Raw genomic sequence first — 16,854 nt, 5'->3', positions numbered from 1 at the left:
GACAGTGCCGCGGAGAAGCTGGTCGGCGTGCCGAGGCTGTTGGTGGGCTCGAAGGAGACCCACCCGAGCCCGTCGAAGTGGACCTCCGGCCAGGCGTGGAGCTGCGACGACGAGACCGAGTAGACCGTCTCGCGCTCGATCGCGTCGGTCGTCGAGGAGCCGGGAAGATAGCCGACCACGATGCGGCTGGGCATGTCGAGGGCGCGGGCCATGAGGGCGAAGGCGCCGGCGTAATGCACGCAGTACCCCTCCTTCTGCTCGAGGAACTGCGCGATCGCCTGCGCGCCCGTGCCGTCGAAACCATCCTCGACCGGCGCATCGAGCGAGTAGCGGAACTCCGGTCCGCGGAACCAGCTCTGCAGCGCGATGAGCGCGTCGTAGTCGTTCGTGGTCCCCTCTGTCACTTCGATCGCGAGGTCTTCGACGATGGCGGGCAGATCGTCCGGCAGCTGGGTCAGCTCCGGGCTGAGCCCGTCGGGGGAGGCCTCGTCGGCGCGGATCTGCTCCCGCGTCGGCCGCGGCACCTGCGTGACGACCTCGTAGTCCTGGTCCTGCGTGCGCGCCCCGTCGCTGACGACGGTGCGGTTGTAGGGCACGGTCGACCAGTCGCCCTCGAGCCCGCTCACACCAACGGCCGGGAACGGCATCGGCAGCCACGTCGAGGAGAGGCTCTGGATCGACACGTCGGTGGTGTACTCCTCCACGCGCACGTCGGGGGGGACCGAGACCGGCTCCATGGCGGTCTCGTCGTCGAGCACGGCCGTCTCGTCCTCGTCGGGAAGCCAGACGGCGCCGTCGAAGGTCGACAGCGTCGTCGCGCGCAGGTACGGCGGCAGCGGAGCGCTGCTGCGCACGCGGAGCACCTCGACCTCGCGGGGCCTGCGCAGGTCGTCGCCGAGCTGCAGCGTCGCATCGATGCCGCTGCCGACGTTCACGCCGCCGGGGAGGCTCCGGGCGACCGGCTGCGGAAGGGCCGGGGCGACGACGAGCGTGACGACGACCGCGACGGCGCCGATCCCGACCGCGGTGGCGGGGATGCCCGCTCCGCGGGTGGCCGCACGGGCCGCGGGCGCCTGGCGGGAGAGCGTGTCGACGCGCATCAGGAAGAGGATGGAGGCGGCCAGCAGCACGAAGGCGACGACATCGAGGTCGTCGGGCACGACGATCGACGGGATGAGCGAGACCGCGATGAGGGCGATGCCGGCCAGCAGCGGCATACGGGCGGTCACGACCACGTGGTCGACGATCACCGTCAGGAGTCCGACCGAGGCGACGATGAGGAACGCCAGGGCGGGGCCGGCGCGGAGCGGGGCTGCGCCGTACGTGATCTCCTCCGCCGCGGTCGCGAGGAGCTGCACGAGCTCGTCGGCCGTACCGGCGGTGGGGATGATCCACAGCAGCGCGGTGTCGCGGAGGAAGACGAGCATCATGAAGGCCGCCCAGACGCCGGTCTCGATGAGCGTCACCGCGAGCGCGGCCAGGCCCCCTCGGCGCGCCAGGAAACCGGCCGCCAGCACGAGGAGGACGAGGGTGAGCGTTCCGGGCATCCACTGCGCCGGAAGCACAACGCGCGCGAGGGGGAGGAGCGCGGCGACGATCGCTGCGGCGATGCCCAGCGGCAGCATCAGCGCGATCCTCAGCCGGTCGCGACCGGCGACGGTGGACTCAGCCGACACGGTCACCCACCAGCCTCTCGCCGACGGCCGACCACGCCGCGGCGAGGTCCGCGTCCTCGGGGATCGCGGCGGCAAGCCAGCCCGCCTCCTCGGCGCGAAGGAGGACGTCGCCTCGGGGGGTCACCGCCAAGAGCATGGGAAGGGTGCTGTGGTGGGCGATCGGAGCGATGGCGCTCACGTCGGCGGGATCGATCCGACCCACGATCAGCACGACGGGGCCCGTCATCCCGCCGGTGAAGACGGGGGAGAGGCGCGCCAGGTGGTCGTCGGGGCGCGCCAGGAGGCTGGCGAAGCGGGCGGTCATCGCCTCCACCTCGATCACGTCTCCGCTGTCGAGGCGGTCGGTGAGGGTGGCTCCGTCGCTGTCGATGACGTCGACGCCGTAGCCGTCATGGACGAGGCGGGACACGACCGAGACGCACGCCGACACCGCGGCTTCGAAGGCCGGATCCGACCCGGGCGCGGTCATCGCCTCGGGTGACCACCGGAGCACCCCGAGATCGAGCACGACGGTCGCCTCGGGCGTGGACTCCTGCTCCTCCTGCCGCACCATGAGCTCGTCCCGGTGCGCGGTGGCGCGCCAGTGGATGCGCCGCATCGAGTCGCCGGACTGGTACGGCCGGGCGACGAGGTTGTCGGCGCCCTGACCGAGGTGCAGGTCGACCGTGAGTCGGCTCCCGCCGGATGCGCCGCCGGCGTCGGGGATGCCGGGCAGCTCGACGACGGCCGGCGTCACGGTCACCGCGGTGCGCTCGCCGCGCACGGTGCGGCGGCGGGCGAGGCCGAACGGGTCCGTCGTCGTGAGGGCGAAGGGGCCGAGGTCGTGGATGCCTCGGGTGAGGCCGGTGACCGTGTACGACCGCTCGACGGCGCGCTGCGATCCGCGCAGCCCGGAGGCGAGTGCGGGGAAGGAGCCGGTGGCTGTGCCTCCGAGTCCGCGCGGGAGGGTGTCCTCCCAGGTGCCGGGAGGGGTCGGGACCGCCGTGCGCACCGTCACCCGCGCGGTGACGACGGCGGTGTCGCCGACGCCGACCGATTCGGGGATCATGGTGCGCTCGACCGCCCCGGTGCGGCGGGTGAGGAACAGCGACAGCACCGCGGCGACCAGAACGGCGATCAGCAGCACGCCGAAGTAGAGCAGCTCCACCAGGCCGAGTTCGTTCGCGGCGATGAGGCATCCGACGGAGAGGATCAGCGCGCCGGTACCGCGGACGGTGAAGGGCCAGAGACGTCGCACGGTCACCTCATCCGCGTGTCGCCAGAGGCACCCGCACCGACCCGGCGATGGTCTCGAGGATGTGGGCCACCGCGTCGGCGCCGGACCGCGCCCGCGCGCCCCCGGCGGCCCGCGTCGGAATCAGACGGTGCACGAAGACGGGGGCGAGGAGTGCGGTGAGGTCGTCGGGGATCACGAAGCCGCGACCGTCGAGCGCCGCCCACACCTTCGCGGCGCGCACGAGCTGCAGCGTGGCGCGCGGGCTCGCCCCGAGCCGCAGGTCGGGATGGGTGCGGGTGGCGGAGGCCAGAGCGACGGCGTACTCCTCGATCGCCGGAGCGACATGCACGCGCCGGGCCCAGGAGATGAGGGCTTCGACCTGGGCCGCACTGACGACAGGCGTGATTCCGCGCAACGGGTTCACCGTCTCGCGCTGCCGCAGCATCAGCGCCTCCGACGCGGGGTCGGGATAGCCCATCGAGATGCGCATCATGAACCGGTCGCGCTGGGCTTCGGGAAGCGCGTACGTGCCTTCCATCTCCAGCGGGTTCTGCGTCGCGACGACGAGGAAGGGCTCCTCGAGTTCGTGGGACCGGCCGTCGACGGTGACCTGGTGCTCCTCCATCGCCTCGAGCAGCGCCGATTGGGTCTTGGGGGAGGAGCGGTTGATCTCGTCGGCGATGACGATGTTGGCGAAGATCGCGCCGGCCTTGAACTCGAACTCGCGTGCGACCGGATTGAAGACGCTGACCCCGGTGACGTCTCCGGGAAGAAGGTCGGGGGTGAACTGGATGCGCCGCACGCTGGCGTCGACCGACGCCGCGAGGGCGCGGGCGAGCATGGTCTTCCCGACGCCGGGAACGTCTTCGATGAGCAGGTGCCCCTCGGCCAGCAGGCACACGAGCGCGGAACGGACGGCGGCCGGCTTGCCGTCGATCACCCGCTCCACGGAGCCGATGATCGCGCGGGTCGCGTCGGTGAAGCTCTCGGCGGAATCGATCGCGCTCGCGCCGGACGCGGTTCCGATGGTGGTCGTGTCTGTCACTGGGACTCCCCTCGCCCGCGGTGCGCGAGCATCCTCGCCCACGGCTCGATCGTAACAATGCGCATCGGGCTCGGGGCCGGTCCGGCGCCGACTCGACGCGCGCACGAGAACCGTTAGACTGGGGTCAGCTCTCCGCGAGGCGGCATCCAGGCCAACTCCCCCAGGACGGAAACGTAGCAAGGGTAACCAGGCTCTGCCGGGTTCGCGGAGAGTCTTTCTTTTCCGGTGGGGATCTCCGGCGCGCTCGGCCTGTCTGCTCGGTGGAACATCCAGCGAACTCCGATGACCCCCGCGATGCCCGGCTCTAGGCTGGGAGCGTGGCGCAGAGCATCTACATCACATCCGCCGAGGGGCACTCCGGCAAATCCACCGTCGCCCTCGGAGTCCTCGAGACCCTGGGGCATGCGACCCCGCGGGTGGGGGTCTTCCGCGCGATCGCACGGTCGACCCAGGAGCGCGACTACGTGCTCGAGATGCTGCTCGCGCACGACGGCGTGGATCTCGCCTACGACGACTGCATCGGGACCACCTACGACGACGTGCGCCGAGACCCCGACGCGGCGCTGTCAACGATCGTGGAGCGCTACAAGGCGGTCGAGGCGCAGTGCGACGCGGTCGTGATCGTCGGGAGCGACTACACCGACGTCGGCAGCCCGGCGGAGCTCGCCTACAACGCGCGCATCGCCGCGAACCTCGGCGCCCCGGTCCTGCTCGTGCTCGGAGGACGCGCCGCGCAGGGGCAGCCCGAGCAGCTCGGCTCGACGGTGCCGCGCACGCCCGACGAGATGGGGCAGATCGCCGCGCTCGCCGTCACAGAGCTGCTCCACGAACGCGCCGAGGTCTTCGCCGTCGTGGCCAACCGCGCGGGGGAGGACCTCGTCGCCGAGACCGCTGAGGCCGTACGCGCATCCGTGGCGGCCTCCATCGCGTCGCACCCGCGCGCAGATCAGGCCGCGGTCCCGGTGTGGGCGATCCCGGAGGACCGCTTCCTCGTCGCCCCCTCGATCCGCGGCATCATGCGATCCGTCGACGGCGAGCTGCTGGCCGGCGACCCCGACCTGCTCACGCGGCCCGCCCTCGGCGTCGTCGTCGCGGCCATGTCGATCGTCAACGTCCTGCCGCGTCTGTTCGAGGGCGCCGTCGTGGTGATCCCCGCGGACCGCGCCGAAGTGCTCCTGGCGACGCTCCTCGCGAACGCCTCGGGCACCTTCCCCTCCATCGCCGGCATCGTGCTCAACGGCGGGTTCGACCTCGCCGAACCCGTGCGACGTCTGCTCGACGGCCTCGGCTCGAAGGTCCCGATCATCACCTCCGATCTCGGTACGTACGAAGCGGCCGTGCGCATCATGTCCACGCGCGGGCGCCTCGCCGCCGACTCGCAGCGTCGGTACGACACCGCACTGTCGCTGTTCGAGAACCACGTCGACACCACCGAGCTGCTGCGCGCCTTCGGCGTCGCCCGGGCGACCGTGGTGACCCCGCTCATGTTCGAGTTCCAGCTCATCGAGCGGGCGCGCGCCGCGCGCAAGCGGATCGTGCTGCCCGAGGGCGACGACGACCGCGTGCTGCGCGCCGCGGCGACGGTGCTCAAGCGCGGCATCGCCGATCTCGTCATCCTGGGCGAGCCGTTCGAGGTGCGTGCCCGCGCCCTCGAGCTCGGCATCGACATCCAGGCGGCGGAGGTGCTCTCGCCGTTCGATGCCGTGCACGTGCACAAGTTCGCCGACGAGTACACGCGGCTGCGCGCGCACAAGGGCATGACCTTCGAACGAGCCGCCGACACCGTCACCGACGTGTCGTACTTCGGCACGATGATGGTCCATGCCGGCCTCGCAGACGGCATGGTCTCCGGAGCAGCGCACACGACCGCTCACACGATCCGCCCCGCTTTCGAGATCATCAAGACCAAGCCCGGCGTGTCCGTGGTCTCGAGCGTGTTCCTCATGGCGCTCGCCGATCGCGTGCTCGTGTACGGCGACTGCGCGGTCATCCCCGATCCGACGAGCGAGCAGCTCGCCGACATCGCCGTGTCCTCGGCGGCGACGGCGGCGCAGTTCGGCATCGAGCCGAAGGTCGCGATGCTGTCCTACTCCACCGGCGAATCCGGAACAGGAGCAGACGTCGACAAGGTGCGGGCCGCCACCGCCCTCGTGCGCGAGCGCGCCCCGGAACTGCTCGTGGAGGGACCGATCCAATACGACGCCGCCGCCGATGCGGCCGTGGGAGCCGCCAAGCTCCCGGGGTCGGAGGTCGCCGGCCGGGCCACGGTCTTCGTCTTCCCCGACCTCAACACCGGCAACAACACCTACAAGGCGGTGCAGCGCTCGGCCGGCGCCGTCGCGATCGGCCCGGTGCTGCAGGGACTGAACAAGCCGATCAACGACCTCTCGCGCGGTGCCCTCGTGCAGGACATCGTCAACACCATCGCGATCACGGCCATTCAGGCGCAGGGGGAGTGAGATGACACCCGTCCTCGTCATCAACAGCGGCTCGTCGTCGTTCAAGTACCAGCTGATCGACATGGCGGCCGAGAACGTGCTCGCGGCGGGACTCGTCGAGCGCATCGGCGAGGAGTCGGGTTCTGCCACGCACACCGTCTTCTTCTTCGCCGAGGAGGGCCCGGCGCCCGCGGTGCGCAAGGCCACCTCCACTCTCACCGAGCGCATCCCCGACCACACCGCAGGCTTCGACCTGATGATCCGGGCCTTCGCCGAGCACGGGCCGTCGCTCGACGACGAGCCGCCGATCGCCGTCGGCCATCGCGTCGTGCACGGCGGCGCGCGGTTCTTCGAACCCACCCTCATCACGCCGCTGGTCGAGATCAACATCGACGAGCTGTCGGTGCTGGCTCCGCTGCACAACCCGGCGAATCTCCAGGGGATCACCGCGGCGAAGAAGGCCTTCCCCGACGTGCCGCACGTCGCCGTGTTCGACACCGCGTTCCACCAGACCCTTCCCGCGGCCGCGTACACGTACGCGATCGACGCGGAGCTCGCCGCCGCGCACCGCGTGCGCCGGTACGGGTTCCACGGCACATCGCACAAGTTCGTGAGCGAAGCGGCGGCCGACTTCCTCGAGCGGCCCCTGGAGCAGCTGCGTCAGATCGTCTTCCACCTCGGAAACGGCGCCTCGGTCGCCGCGATCGACGGTGGTCGCTCGATCGACACCTCGATGGGACTGACGCCGCTGGAAGGGCTCGTGATGGGCACCCGCTCGGGTGACCTGGATCCGGCCGTGCTCCTGCACCTGTCACGACGCGCGGGACTGTCGACGGATGATCTCGACACCCTGCTGAACAAACGCAGTGGCCTGCTCGGTCTCGCCGGCGCCTCGGACATGCGCGACATCCAGGCCGGCGTCGATCGGGGGGACGAGACCGCGACGCGCGCGTTCGAGGTCTACATCCACCGCCTGCGCGCCTACGCCGGCGCCTACCTCGCCCAGCTCGGCGGCGTCGACGTCATCGTCTTCACAGCCGGTGTCGGCGAGAATGCGCCGGCCGTGCGCGAACAGGCTCTCGCGACCCTCGGATTCGCGGGCGTGCGCATCGATCCGGAGCGCAATGCGGCGCCCGCGCGCGGCATCCGCACCATCTCCGCCGACGACTCCGCAGTGACCGTGCTCGTCGTGCCGACGGACGAGGAACTCGAGATCGCGCGCCAGAGTCTCGAGGTCGCCCGCGGCTGAGCGCGAGGCTGTCTCGGGCGTGCCCCCGATCCCCCTAAGCTGGCCACAGGCGCGAAGGTGTGCCCACCCCGTCCGCCCCCGCGAGGAGGTCCCGTGTCTTCCCCCGCCCTGCCCGACCTGACGACCTACGACGCCGTGCTGTTCGACCTCGACGGCGTGCTCACCCCGACCGCCGAGGTGCACATGCACGCGTGGCGCACCATGTTCGAGGAGCTCTTCGCCCAGTGGGGGATCGAGCCGCCGTACACCGAACGCGACTACTTCGACCACCTCGACGGCAAGAAGCGCTACGACGGTGTCGCTGCGCTCCTGCGCAGCCGTGACGTGGAGGTGCCGTGGGGTGACCCGTCCGACCCGACATCGGCCGACACCGTGTGCGGCATCGGAAACCGCAAGAACGACGTCTTCGCCCGGGTGCTGCGCGCCGACGGCATCGCCCCCTACCCCGGATCGGTCCAGCTTCTCGACGCGCTCGCCGCCGTCGACATGCCGGTCAGTGTCGTGTCGAGCTCGAAAAACGCCGAGGAGGTGCTCACCGCGGCAGGGATCCGCGACCGCTTCCCGGTCGTCATGGACGGCGTGATCGCGGAGCGAGACCACCTGGCCTCCAAGCCCGCCCCCGACGTGTTCGTGACGGCGGCGAGAATGATGCAGGTCGACCCCGCGCGCAGCGTCGCCGTCGAAGACGCCATCAGCGGGGTGCAGTCGGCCGCCGCGGGCGGTTTCGGTCTCGTCGTGGGTGTGGACCGAGGTGCGGGCGAGGATGCGCTGCTCGCCGCCGGCGCCGATGTCGTCGTCTCGGACCTCGCCGAGTTCGTGCCGGAGGTATCCGCATGATCGATCGCGATCGTTTCCCGGCCGATCCGTGGCATCTCATCGAGACCCGTTTCGACATGTCCGACATCGGGGTCACCGAGACGCTGTTCGCCGTCGGCAACGGCTACCTCGGACTGCGCGGCAACCTGCCCGAGGGGCGGCACGCGCACGAGGACGGCACGTTCATCAACGGCTTCCACGAGACCTTCCCGATCCACCACGCCGAACGCGCATACGGATTCGCCGAGGTCGGCCAGACCATCGTCAACGCCCCCGACGCGAAGGTCATGCGCGTCTACGTCGACGACGAGCCCCTCTCGCTCGACCTGGCCGACGTGCGCGAGTACGAGCGGGTACTCGACATGCGCGAGGGCGTTCTGCGCCAGCGCATCCTCTGGGTCACGCCCTCCGGCAAGGAGGTGCTCATCGAAGACGAGCGGATGGTGTCGTTCGGCGAGAAGCATCTCGCGGCGATGCGCCGCACGGTCACGGTGCTCAACTCCGACGCGCCGGTCACGATCTCGTGCCAGCTGCTGAACCGGCAGGATGGCGAGGACGTCTACGGCGGAACGCCGAACGCCACCAAGAAGTCGGGATGGGATCCGCGCAAGGCCGAGCGCATCCAGGACCGGGTGCTCCAGCCGCAGGAGTACTGGCAGGACCACAACCGCTCGGCGCTGTCGTTCCGCGTCTCCGAATCCGGGATGACGATCGCCGTCGTCGCCGATCACGTCGTCGAGACCGACAACGAGTACGACGCCCGCCGCCTCATCGAGCCCGACATCGCCAAGAACGTCTTCCGTGTGGACGCTCGGGCCGGCGTGCCGACCACGGTGACGAAGTTCGTCAGCTATCACACCTCCCGCGGCGTGCCGGCTCGCGAACTCGTCGACCGCGGTCGTCGGGTGATCGACCGCGTGATCGGACGCGGGTACGACGAGCTCATCGACGGTCAGCGCGCATGGCTCACAGACTTCTGGGACCGCTCCGACGTGCGCATCGGCGGTCAGGACGACATCCAGCAGGCCGTGCGCTGGTGCCTGTTCCAACTGGCGCAAGCAGCGGCTCGCGCCGACGGGATGGGCGTTCCCGCGAAGGGGATGACCGGCTCCGGCTACAGCGGTCACTACTTCTGGGACACCGAGGTGTACATCATGCCGTTCCTGGCATACACCACCCCGCTGTGGGCGCGGAACGCGCTGCGGATGCGATACCTCATGCTCCCCGCCGCTCGCCGGCGCGCGCGCCAGCTCAACGAGGCCGGTGCGCTGTTCCCGTGGCGCACGATCAACGGCGAGGAGGCGTCGGCCTACTATGCCGCCGGCACCGCGCAGTACCACATCAACGCCGACGTCGCCTTCGCCGTCGCGAAGTACGTGCGCGCCACCGGCGACGAGGACTTCCTCTACCGCGAGGGCGTCGACATCGCCGTCGAGACGGCACGGCTGTGGACGACACTCGGATTCTGGCGCTCGAGCAACGGCCACGGCGAGGACTCGTTCCACATCCATGGCGTGACCGGGCCCGACGAGTACACGACCGTCGTCAACAACAACCTCTTCACCAACGTCATGGCGCGGTTCAACCTGCGCTTCGCAGCGCGCACGGTCGAGGAGATGGCCGAGAACGCCCCCGACGCCTACCGCCTGATGGTCGAGCGGCTGCGGCTCGACCCGGCCGAGGCGGAGATCTGGGATCGCGCGGCCGAGGCCATGCACATCCCCTACAGCGAGGCGCTGGGCATCCACCCGCAGGACGAGGTGTTCCTCGACCGCGAGGTGTGGGACCTCGAGCACACGCCCCGCGAGCAGCGGCCGCTGCTGCTGCACTTCCACCCGCTGGTGATCTATCGCTACCAGGTGCTCAAGCAGGCCGACGTCGTGCTCGCGCTCTTCCTGCAGGGCAATCATTTCTCGCCCGAGGACAAGCTCGCGGACTTCGAGTACTACGACCCGCTGACCACGGGCGATTCCACGCTGTCGGCCGTCGTGCAGTCGATCCTGGCCGCCGAGGTCGGCTATCAGGAGCTGGCGCTGGAGTACTTCGTCCAGTCGTTGTTCGTGGATCTCGCCGATCTGCACCACAACGCCGCCGACGGTGTGCACGTCGCTTCGGCGGGCGGGGTGTGGACCGCGCTCGTCTCCGGCTTCGGAGGCATGCGCGACCACTTCGGCGAGCTGTCGTTCGACCCGCGTCTGCCCGCCGACTGGCCGGAGCTCGCCTACACGCTGCACTGGCAGGGCACGCGCCTGGACATCACCGTGCGTCATCACGAGATGCGCGTCGACGCGGGGGAGGGGAGCCCCGTGGCGTTCACGGTGCGGGGCGCGTCCTACGTCATCGAGGGCGGGGGCGAGGTCGTCGTGCCGCTGCCGGATCAGGGTCCGCTCATCTCGGGCCGCCCGTCGTTCCAGAGCTTCCTCGACGCGCGTCGCGAGGACGGCACGCTGATCTCCGCCTCGGTTCCGGCGATGACGACGAGCGTCCCGGTCATCGGCGACGAGGAGCAGGTGTCCTCGGAGCACGGCGTCGACGCCTGGCAGGCAGCCCATCCCTGCCTTGGCCGCTCTCCCCATCCGCCCGCCCGGCCTCCGATGTCGGAGATTCGACCCGACGTCGGAGGATCTGGGCCGAATCTTCCGACATCGGCGGGATTCTCCGACGTTCGCGTGGCGGGCCGTGGCGGGCGCCGTCACGATGTCGGAGCGACGCCGTAGGCTGTCGGGGTGACCACCGCCCTCTACCGCCGCTACCGCCCCGAGGCATTCGGGGAGATGATCGGGCAGTCGCAGGTCACCGAGCCGCTGATGACCGCGCTCCGCGGTGATCGCGTCGGTCACGCCTACCTCTTCTCCGGCCCGCGCGGATGCGGCAAGACGACGTCGGCGCGCATCCTCGCCCGGTGCCTGAACTGCACCGAGGGCCCCACCGACACCCCGTGCGGCACGTGCGAGAGCTGTGTCGAGCTCGGCCGCGGGGGAGGGGGTTCCCTCGACGTGGTCGAGATCGACGCCGCCTCCCACAACGGTGTCGACGATGCGCGCGACCTGCGCGAGCGCGCGATCTTCGCGCCGGCGCGCGACCGCTTCAAGATCTTCATCCTCGACGAGGCGCACATGGTGACGCCGCAGGGATTCAACGCGCTGCTGAAGCTCGTCGAGGAGCCCCCTGACCACGTGAAGTTCATCTTCGCGACGACCGAGCCCGAGAAGGTCATCGGCACCATCCGTTCGCGCACGCACCACTACCCGTTCCGGCTGGTGCCGCCGGCAGCGATGCTCTCCTACGTCGAAGAGCTGTGCGCGAGCGAGAACGTCGATGTCGAGCCCGGTGTTCTGCCACTCGTCGTCCGTGCCGGCGGCGGGTCTCCCCGCGACACGCTGTCCTTGCTCGACCAGCTCATCGCCGGGTCCGATGTGACGCACGAGCGCATCGCGGTGCGGTACGACCGCGCTGTCGCCCTCCTCGGCTATACGCACGGCGAGCTCCTCGACGAGGTGGTCCACGCGCTCGGCGCCCGCGACGCGGCGGCCGCCTTCGGGGCCGTCGACCGCGTCGTGCAGACCGGTCAGGATCCGCGTCGATTCGTCGACGATCTCCTCGAACGGCTGCGCGACCTCATCATCATCGCCGCGACCGGCGACGGCGCATCGGCCGTGCTGCGCGGCCTGTCGGGCGAAGAGCTGCAGAACTACACGCGCCAGGCCGACGCGTTCGGTGCCGCCCGCCTCTCCCGCACCGCCGACGTCGTCATCGCCGCTCTCGACGAGATGACGGGGGCCACCTCTCCCCGTCTCCAGCTCGAGCTGATGGTGGCGCGGGTTCTCACCGCCGCAGACGCTGCGGCCGGCGCTGTGGTGAACGGCGCTGATGCGACCGGCGCTGCCGCTCCCGTCGCGATCGCGGAGGGCCCGGTAGTGCCGGCGCCCGCGCCAGCGCCCGCCGTCTCCCCCTCGCCCGGCGTCTCCTCCTCGCCGTCGCCGTCCTCGTCGCAGCCGGTCGCGTCGGCGCCATCTGCGCCGCCGGCTCCGGAGCGCGAACCTGCGCCCGAGCCGCCGTCGGGCCCCATCACGACCGAGGTCGTGCGAGCCCACTGGGATGCGGTCCTCGGCCGTCTCGAGTCGATCAGCCGCTCATCGTGGCTCGTCGTGCTCGGCGCCCGCGTCGCCGATCTCACCGATGACGTGCTGACGCTGGCGTTCACGAGCGCCGCCGACATCCGTCGGTTCAAGCAGCGCACCGCGGGTGCCGGACCCAGCGAAGACCTGCGGCAGGCCATCGTCGCCGTGCTCGGCGTGCGGGTGAAGTACCTCGCGAACCTCGACGACGGTGGTTCCGGCCCCGGCGGCGGGTCGGCTCCCGAACCGTCCGGGCCCCCGGAGGCCGGCGATTCCGCACCGCCGCCTCCCGACCCCGCCGACACGGCACCGCCGCGCTCGCGCGGACCCGCGCCGGCCCGGGCAGCGGCGAGCGCGGTGACCGACTGGGCCGTCGCCCCCATCCCGCGCGACGAGCCCCGGCCCACCGACGCGCCCTTCTCGCACGCGCCGTCGCCGGGCGCGCCTCTCGGCCAGCTCGCCGTCGACGACGACCCCGAGGACGCGCGTGCGGCCACACGGACCGAGGTCCTCGCGCCCGCGAGGGAGGGCGACGTGCTTCCCCGCGAGGACGTGGCGCCGGTCGCCGACGACGATGGCGATGAAGACGAGCTCGACACCGACGTGCGACCCGACGATGCCCCCGCCCCGCCGATCGTCGTTCCGCGTCTGACGCCGTCGGGCCCGGAGACGACCGCGCGAGCGCGCGTCGGCGGTGGGCAGCGCTACGGTGAGGCCGTCGTGCGGCAGGTGCTCGGCGCGACCTTCGTCCGCGAGGAGCCCTACGACGCACCGACGAGGTTCGCCTGATGTACGACGGCATCGTCCAAGACCTGATCGACGAGTTCGGACGCCTCCCCGGCATCGGGCCGAAGTCGGCACAGCGCATCGCGTTCCACATCCTGCAGACGCCCGGTTTCGACGTCTCCCACCTCGCGCAGCTGCTGTCGGAGGTGCGCGACAAGGTGCGCTTCTGCGAGATCTGCGGGAACGTGTCCGAGCAGGAGCGGTGCGGCATCTGTCGCGACCCGCGGCGCACCCTCAGCGTCATCTGCGTCGTCGAGGATGCCAAAGACGTCGCGGCGATCGAGCGCACGCGCGAATTCCGCGGCCTCTACCACGTGCTCGGAGGCGCCATCAGCCCGATCGCGGGCATCGGGCCGGATGACCTGCGGATCACACAGCTCATGCAGCGTCTCGCCGACGGCACCGTGCAGGAGGTGATCATCGCGACCAACCCGAACCTCGAGGGGGAGGCCACCGCGACCTACCTCAGCCGTCTGCTCCAGACCCTGCAGATCTCCGTCACGCGCCTGGCCTCGGGCCTCCCCGTCGGGGGCGACCTGGAGTATGCCGACGAGGTGACGCTCGGGCGCGCGTTCGAAGGCCGGCGCGCCATCGGCTGAGCGAGCTGACCGTCGGCGTTCAGCCGTCGCCCGGGTCAGCGGCGAAGGCGCACCCGAGTCCGAGACACCGAGCCGAGCGAGGCGCGCACCGGTTGGCCGACGTAGATGCCGAGCGAGGCGCCGACCGCCAGGCTGATGCCGACCACCGCGGCGCCCACGAGGTTCTCGAAGCCCACGATCATGAGGGCGCCCTCGTCGCCGGCCTCGACGATGCTGAGGAGGCCCCGGAACACCGCGGCACCGGGCACCATCGGAAGGATCGCGGCCGTGGTGATCGCGATCGAGGGCACGTGCAGGCGGAAGGCCACGACGACGCCGACGAAGCTGCCGACGAAGGCGCCGAACCCGCTCGCAGCGGCCGTCTCCAACCCGACGGCGTCGGCGGCCAGGTAGCCCAGCCAGGCGACGAGACTCAGCCCCGTGCTCACGACGATGATGCGTCGCCCGGCGCCGTTGTAGACGGCGACGGCCACGGCCACCAGCGCGGCTCCGAGGAACTGCAGGGGCACAGGTCCCAGGGGAAGCGCCTCGCTCGGTGGTTCCATCGCCTGACCGACCACGCGCGCGACCTCGAGAGCGGCCAAGATGCCCAGCACCACGCCGAGCGTGTGAGTGATGAGTTCGAGGATGCGGCCCATCGCCGTGAGTGCGAAGCCGTCGATGGCGTCTTGGGCGGCCCCGACGACCGTGAGTCCCGCGAGCATGAGCACGATGCCGGAGGCGACGATCACCGACGGGCGGATCTCCTGTGCGCCGGGGAGCGGCGTCATGGCGAGCAACGGGCTGAAGGCTGCCGTCAGGGTGAGGACGAAGGCGCCCGCGATCTGGCTGAAGAAGTACGGCACACGGGCCTTGGCGAGAGCGTACTGCGTCAACGCGGCGAGGATCGCGGCGACGAAGGCCAGCACGATGACGATCCACGGCGCACCGAACATGACCGCCACGCCGACGGCCAGCATGCCCTGGGCGACGACGACGGCCGGCGGGCGGTATCGGAAGGCGGTGCGCCGGATGCGTCGGTAGCGCTCGGCGGCGGTCTGCGGATCCAGCCCCGCCCGGATGTCGGCCACGAGGGCCTGCACGCGCTGCAGCCGCTCGTAGTCGGGTGCCGCCCCGCGGACGACGCGCATCGAGGTGATCGGCCTCGCGGCTCCCGGGCGGTGGTAGGTCGCGGTGATCGAGTTGTAGGTGACGTCGACGTGCACCTGATCCAGCCCGTAGGTGCCGGTGACGCGCACGATGGTCAGCGTCACCTCGCTCGCCGGGGCGCCGGCGACGAGCATCGTCTCGCCCATGCGGATCGCGAGCTCGACGATCTGAGCGGCGAGCGCGTCGTCGATCACCGGGAGCGCTTCGGTGAGGGTGTCGGTGGGGACGTCGCTGTTGACGAGGTCGCGAAGGCTCGGCAGCAGGCGTCGGCGGCGAGGGGGCATGCGGGTGCATCCTCCGGGTGGTGCGAGGTGTGTGGTGCGTCGATGAATCGGCCGCGTCGATGAATCGGCCGCGTTGGCCGACTCGATCCTAGATCTCGGATGCTGTGCCCGAACAGTGTGCGCCGGGCGGCCGACCGGTGCGTCCGTCACATGGCGAAGAGTGCATGGGCCCGTCCGTAAGATGGTGGGTCGGGCGTGCCTTCGTCCGACCCATTCTTCGTGCCCGCGCAACCCGGGAGATCCAACGTGGCGCTGATCGTCCAGAAGTACGGCGGTTCGTCCGTCGCCGACGCGGAGAGCATCAAGCGAGTCGCCAAGCGCATCGTGGATGCCCGTCGTGCCGGTGACGACGTCGTCGTCGCCGTGAGCGCCATGGGTGACACCACCGACGAGCTCATCGACCTCGCCGGGCAGGTGGCGCCCATCCCGGCGCCGCGCGAGATGGACATGCTGCTCTCCAGCGGTGAGCGCATCTCGATGGCGCTGCTGGCGATGGCCATCCACTCGATGGGCTTCGAGGCGCGCTCCTTCACCGGCAGCCAGGCCGGCATGATCACCACGGCCGACCACGGCTCGGCGCGGATCGTCGACGTCACCCCCATCCGCCTGCGCGAGGCGCTCGATGACGGGGCGATCGTTATCGTCGCCGGGTTCCAGGGTTTCAACCGCGACACCCGCGACATCACGACCCTCGGGCGCGGTGGCTCGGACACGACCGCGGTGGCCCTGGCGGCGGCCCTCGACGCCGACATGTGCGAGATCTACAGCGACGTCGACGGGATCTTCACCGCCGACCCTCGCGTGGTGCCCAAGGCCAGGAAGCTGTCCGTCGTCGGCGCCGAGGAGATGCTGGAGCTCGCCGCCAACGGCGCGAAGGTGCTGTACATCCGCGCGGTCGAGTACGCGCGTCGTCACGGCGTGCTCATCCACGCCCGCTCCACGTTCAGCTCGGGCGTGGGAACCTACGTTCTGGGTCCGGGGATGACCGTTCCCGACGGCGAAGAGGGAGAGACCATGGAAGAGCCGATCGTCGCCGGAGTCGCCACCGACCTCGGTCAAGCCAAGATCACCGTCATCGGCGTGCCCGATGTGCCCGGCAAGGCGGCGGAGATCTTCAAGATCGTCGCGAAGTCCGGTGCGAACGTCGACATGATCGTGCAGAACGTCTCCGCCGCATCGACCGGTCGCACCGACATCTCCTTCACCCTTCCCAAGCCCGACGCCGCCACGGCGATCAAGGCCCTCGCCGGAGAGCAGGACGACATCGGCTTCGCGAGCCTGGTGCACGACGATCAGATCGGAAAGCTCTCGGTCGTCGGCGCCGGGATGCGCACGCACTCGGGCGTCTCGGCGACCCTCTTCGAGGCACTGAGCACCGCGGGCATCAACATCGAGATGATCTCGACCTCCGAGATCCGCATCTCGGTCGTGCTGCGCGGGGACGATCTCGCGGATGCGGCACGCGTCGTCCACACCGC

General features: G+C 70.6%; 11 protein-coding genes and 1 other RNA gene. 8 read left to right on the top strand and 4 right to left on the bottom strand.

Annotation, left to right across the window (positions count from 1 at the left end; genetic code table 11):
* The 3 genes from B4E30_RS09495 to B4E30_RS09485 form a co-directional block, all read right to left on the bottom strand.
* Positions 1–1,682, bottom strand: a 1,682-nt coding sequence (locus B4E30_RS09495; protein WP_286795002.1) for a DUF3488 and transglutaminase-like domain-containing protein, incomplete at its 3' end; no start/stop codon positions are given.
* Entirely contained in the window at positions 1,666–2,913 is a 1,248-nt protein-coding gene (locus tag B4E30_RS09490; RefSeq protein ID WP_194384774.1) for a DUF58 domain-containing protein, read from the bottom strand. The genes B4E30_RS09495 and B4E30_RS09490, both read right to left, overlap by 17 nt.
* A gap of 7 nt (positions 2,914–2,920) precedes the next feature.
* Positions 2,921–3,937 carry an AAA family ATPase gene (locus B4E30_RS09485; protein ID WP_414683202.1) on the bottom strand — a complete coding sequence of 339 codons (1,017 nt, stop codon included), beginning with the start codon at positions 3,935–3,937 and terminating at the stop codon, positions 2,921–2,923.
* Between the two features lie 123 nt (positions 3,938–4,060).
* On the opposite strand from B4E30_RS09485, the gene ffs reads away from it, so the two are divergent.
* From ffs to recR, 7 genes are all read left to right on the top strand, one after another.
* An RNA gene (gene ffs / locus B4E30_RS09480) (signal recognition particle sRNA small type) lies at positions 4,061–4,157 on the top strand.
* A 97-nt stretch (positions 4,158–4,254) separates the two neighbouring features.
* Positions 4,255–6,396, top strand: a complete 2,142-nt coding sequence (gene pta / locus B4E30_RS09475; protein WP_286794998.1) for a phosphate acetyltransferase — start codon at positions 4,255–4,257, stop codon at positions 6,394–6,396.
* A 1-nt stretch (position 6,397) separates the two neighbouring features.
* Positions 6,398–7,624, top strand: coding sequence for an acetate/propionate family kinase (locus tag B4E30_RS09470; RefSeq protein WP_286719811.1), 1,227 nt, complete (start codon positions 6,398–6,400; stop codon positions 7,622–7,624).
* A gap of 93 nt (positions 7,625–7,717) precedes the next feature.
* Positions 7,718–8,461, top strand: a complete 744-nt coding sequence (locus tag B4E30_RS09465; RefSeq protein ID WP_286719814.1) for an HAD family hydrolase — start codon at positions 7,718–7,720, stop codon at positions 8,459–8,461.
* On the top strand, positions 8,458–11,157 hold the full coding sequence (locus B4E30_RS09460; protein ID WP_286794996.1) for a glycoside hydrolase family 65 protein: 2,700 nt from the start codon (positions 8,458–8,460) through the stop codon (positions 11,155–11,157). Before B4E30_RS09465 ends, B4E30_RS09460 begins: the two co-directional genes overlap by 4 nt.
* Positions 11,158–11,166: 9 nt before the next feature.
* Positions 11,167–13,347: a DNA polymerase III subunit gamma and tau gene (locus B4E30_RS09455; protein WP_286794994.1), complete on the top strand. Its 2,181-nt coding sequence runs from the start codon at positions 11,167–11,169 to the stop codon at positions 13,345–13,347.
* Complete coding sequence (gene recR / locus B4E30_RS09450) at positions 13,347–13,943, top strand: recombination mediator RecR (RefSeq protein ID WP_071044406.1); 597 nt, start codon at positions 13,347–13,349, stop codon at positions 13,941–13,943. The genes B4E30_RS09455 and recR overlap by 1 nt, the downstream gene beginning before the upstream one ends.
* Before the next feature lie 35 nt (positions 13,944–13,978).
* On the opposite strand, the gene B4E30_RS09445 is transcribed toward recR, so the two are convergent.
* Positions 13,979–15,376 carry a threonine/serine ThrE exporter family protein gene (locus tag B4E30_RS09445; protein WP_194384780.1) on the bottom strand — a complete coding sequence of 466 codons (1,398 nt, stop codon included), beginning with the start codon at positions 15,374–15,376 and terminating at the stop codon, positions 13,979–13,981.
* 246 nt (positions 15,377–15,622) lie between these two features.
* Between B4E30_RS09445 and B4E30_RS09440 the strand changes: the two genes are divergently transcribed.
* Positions 15,623–16,854: aspartate kinase (locus B4E30_RS09440; protein WP_286794991.1), on the top strand; the 1,232-nt coding region annotated here is incomplete at its 3' end.

It is taken from the genome of Microbacterium sp. UBA3394, from assembly GCF_002358725.1.
Taxonomy (GTDB): domain Bacteria; phylum Actinomycetota; class Actinomycetes; order Actinomycetales; family Microbacteriaceae; genus Microbacterium; species Microbacterium luteum.
Note: the sequence above shows the minus strand (reverse complement) of the source record. Positions and strands in the feature narration are given on the sequence as shown.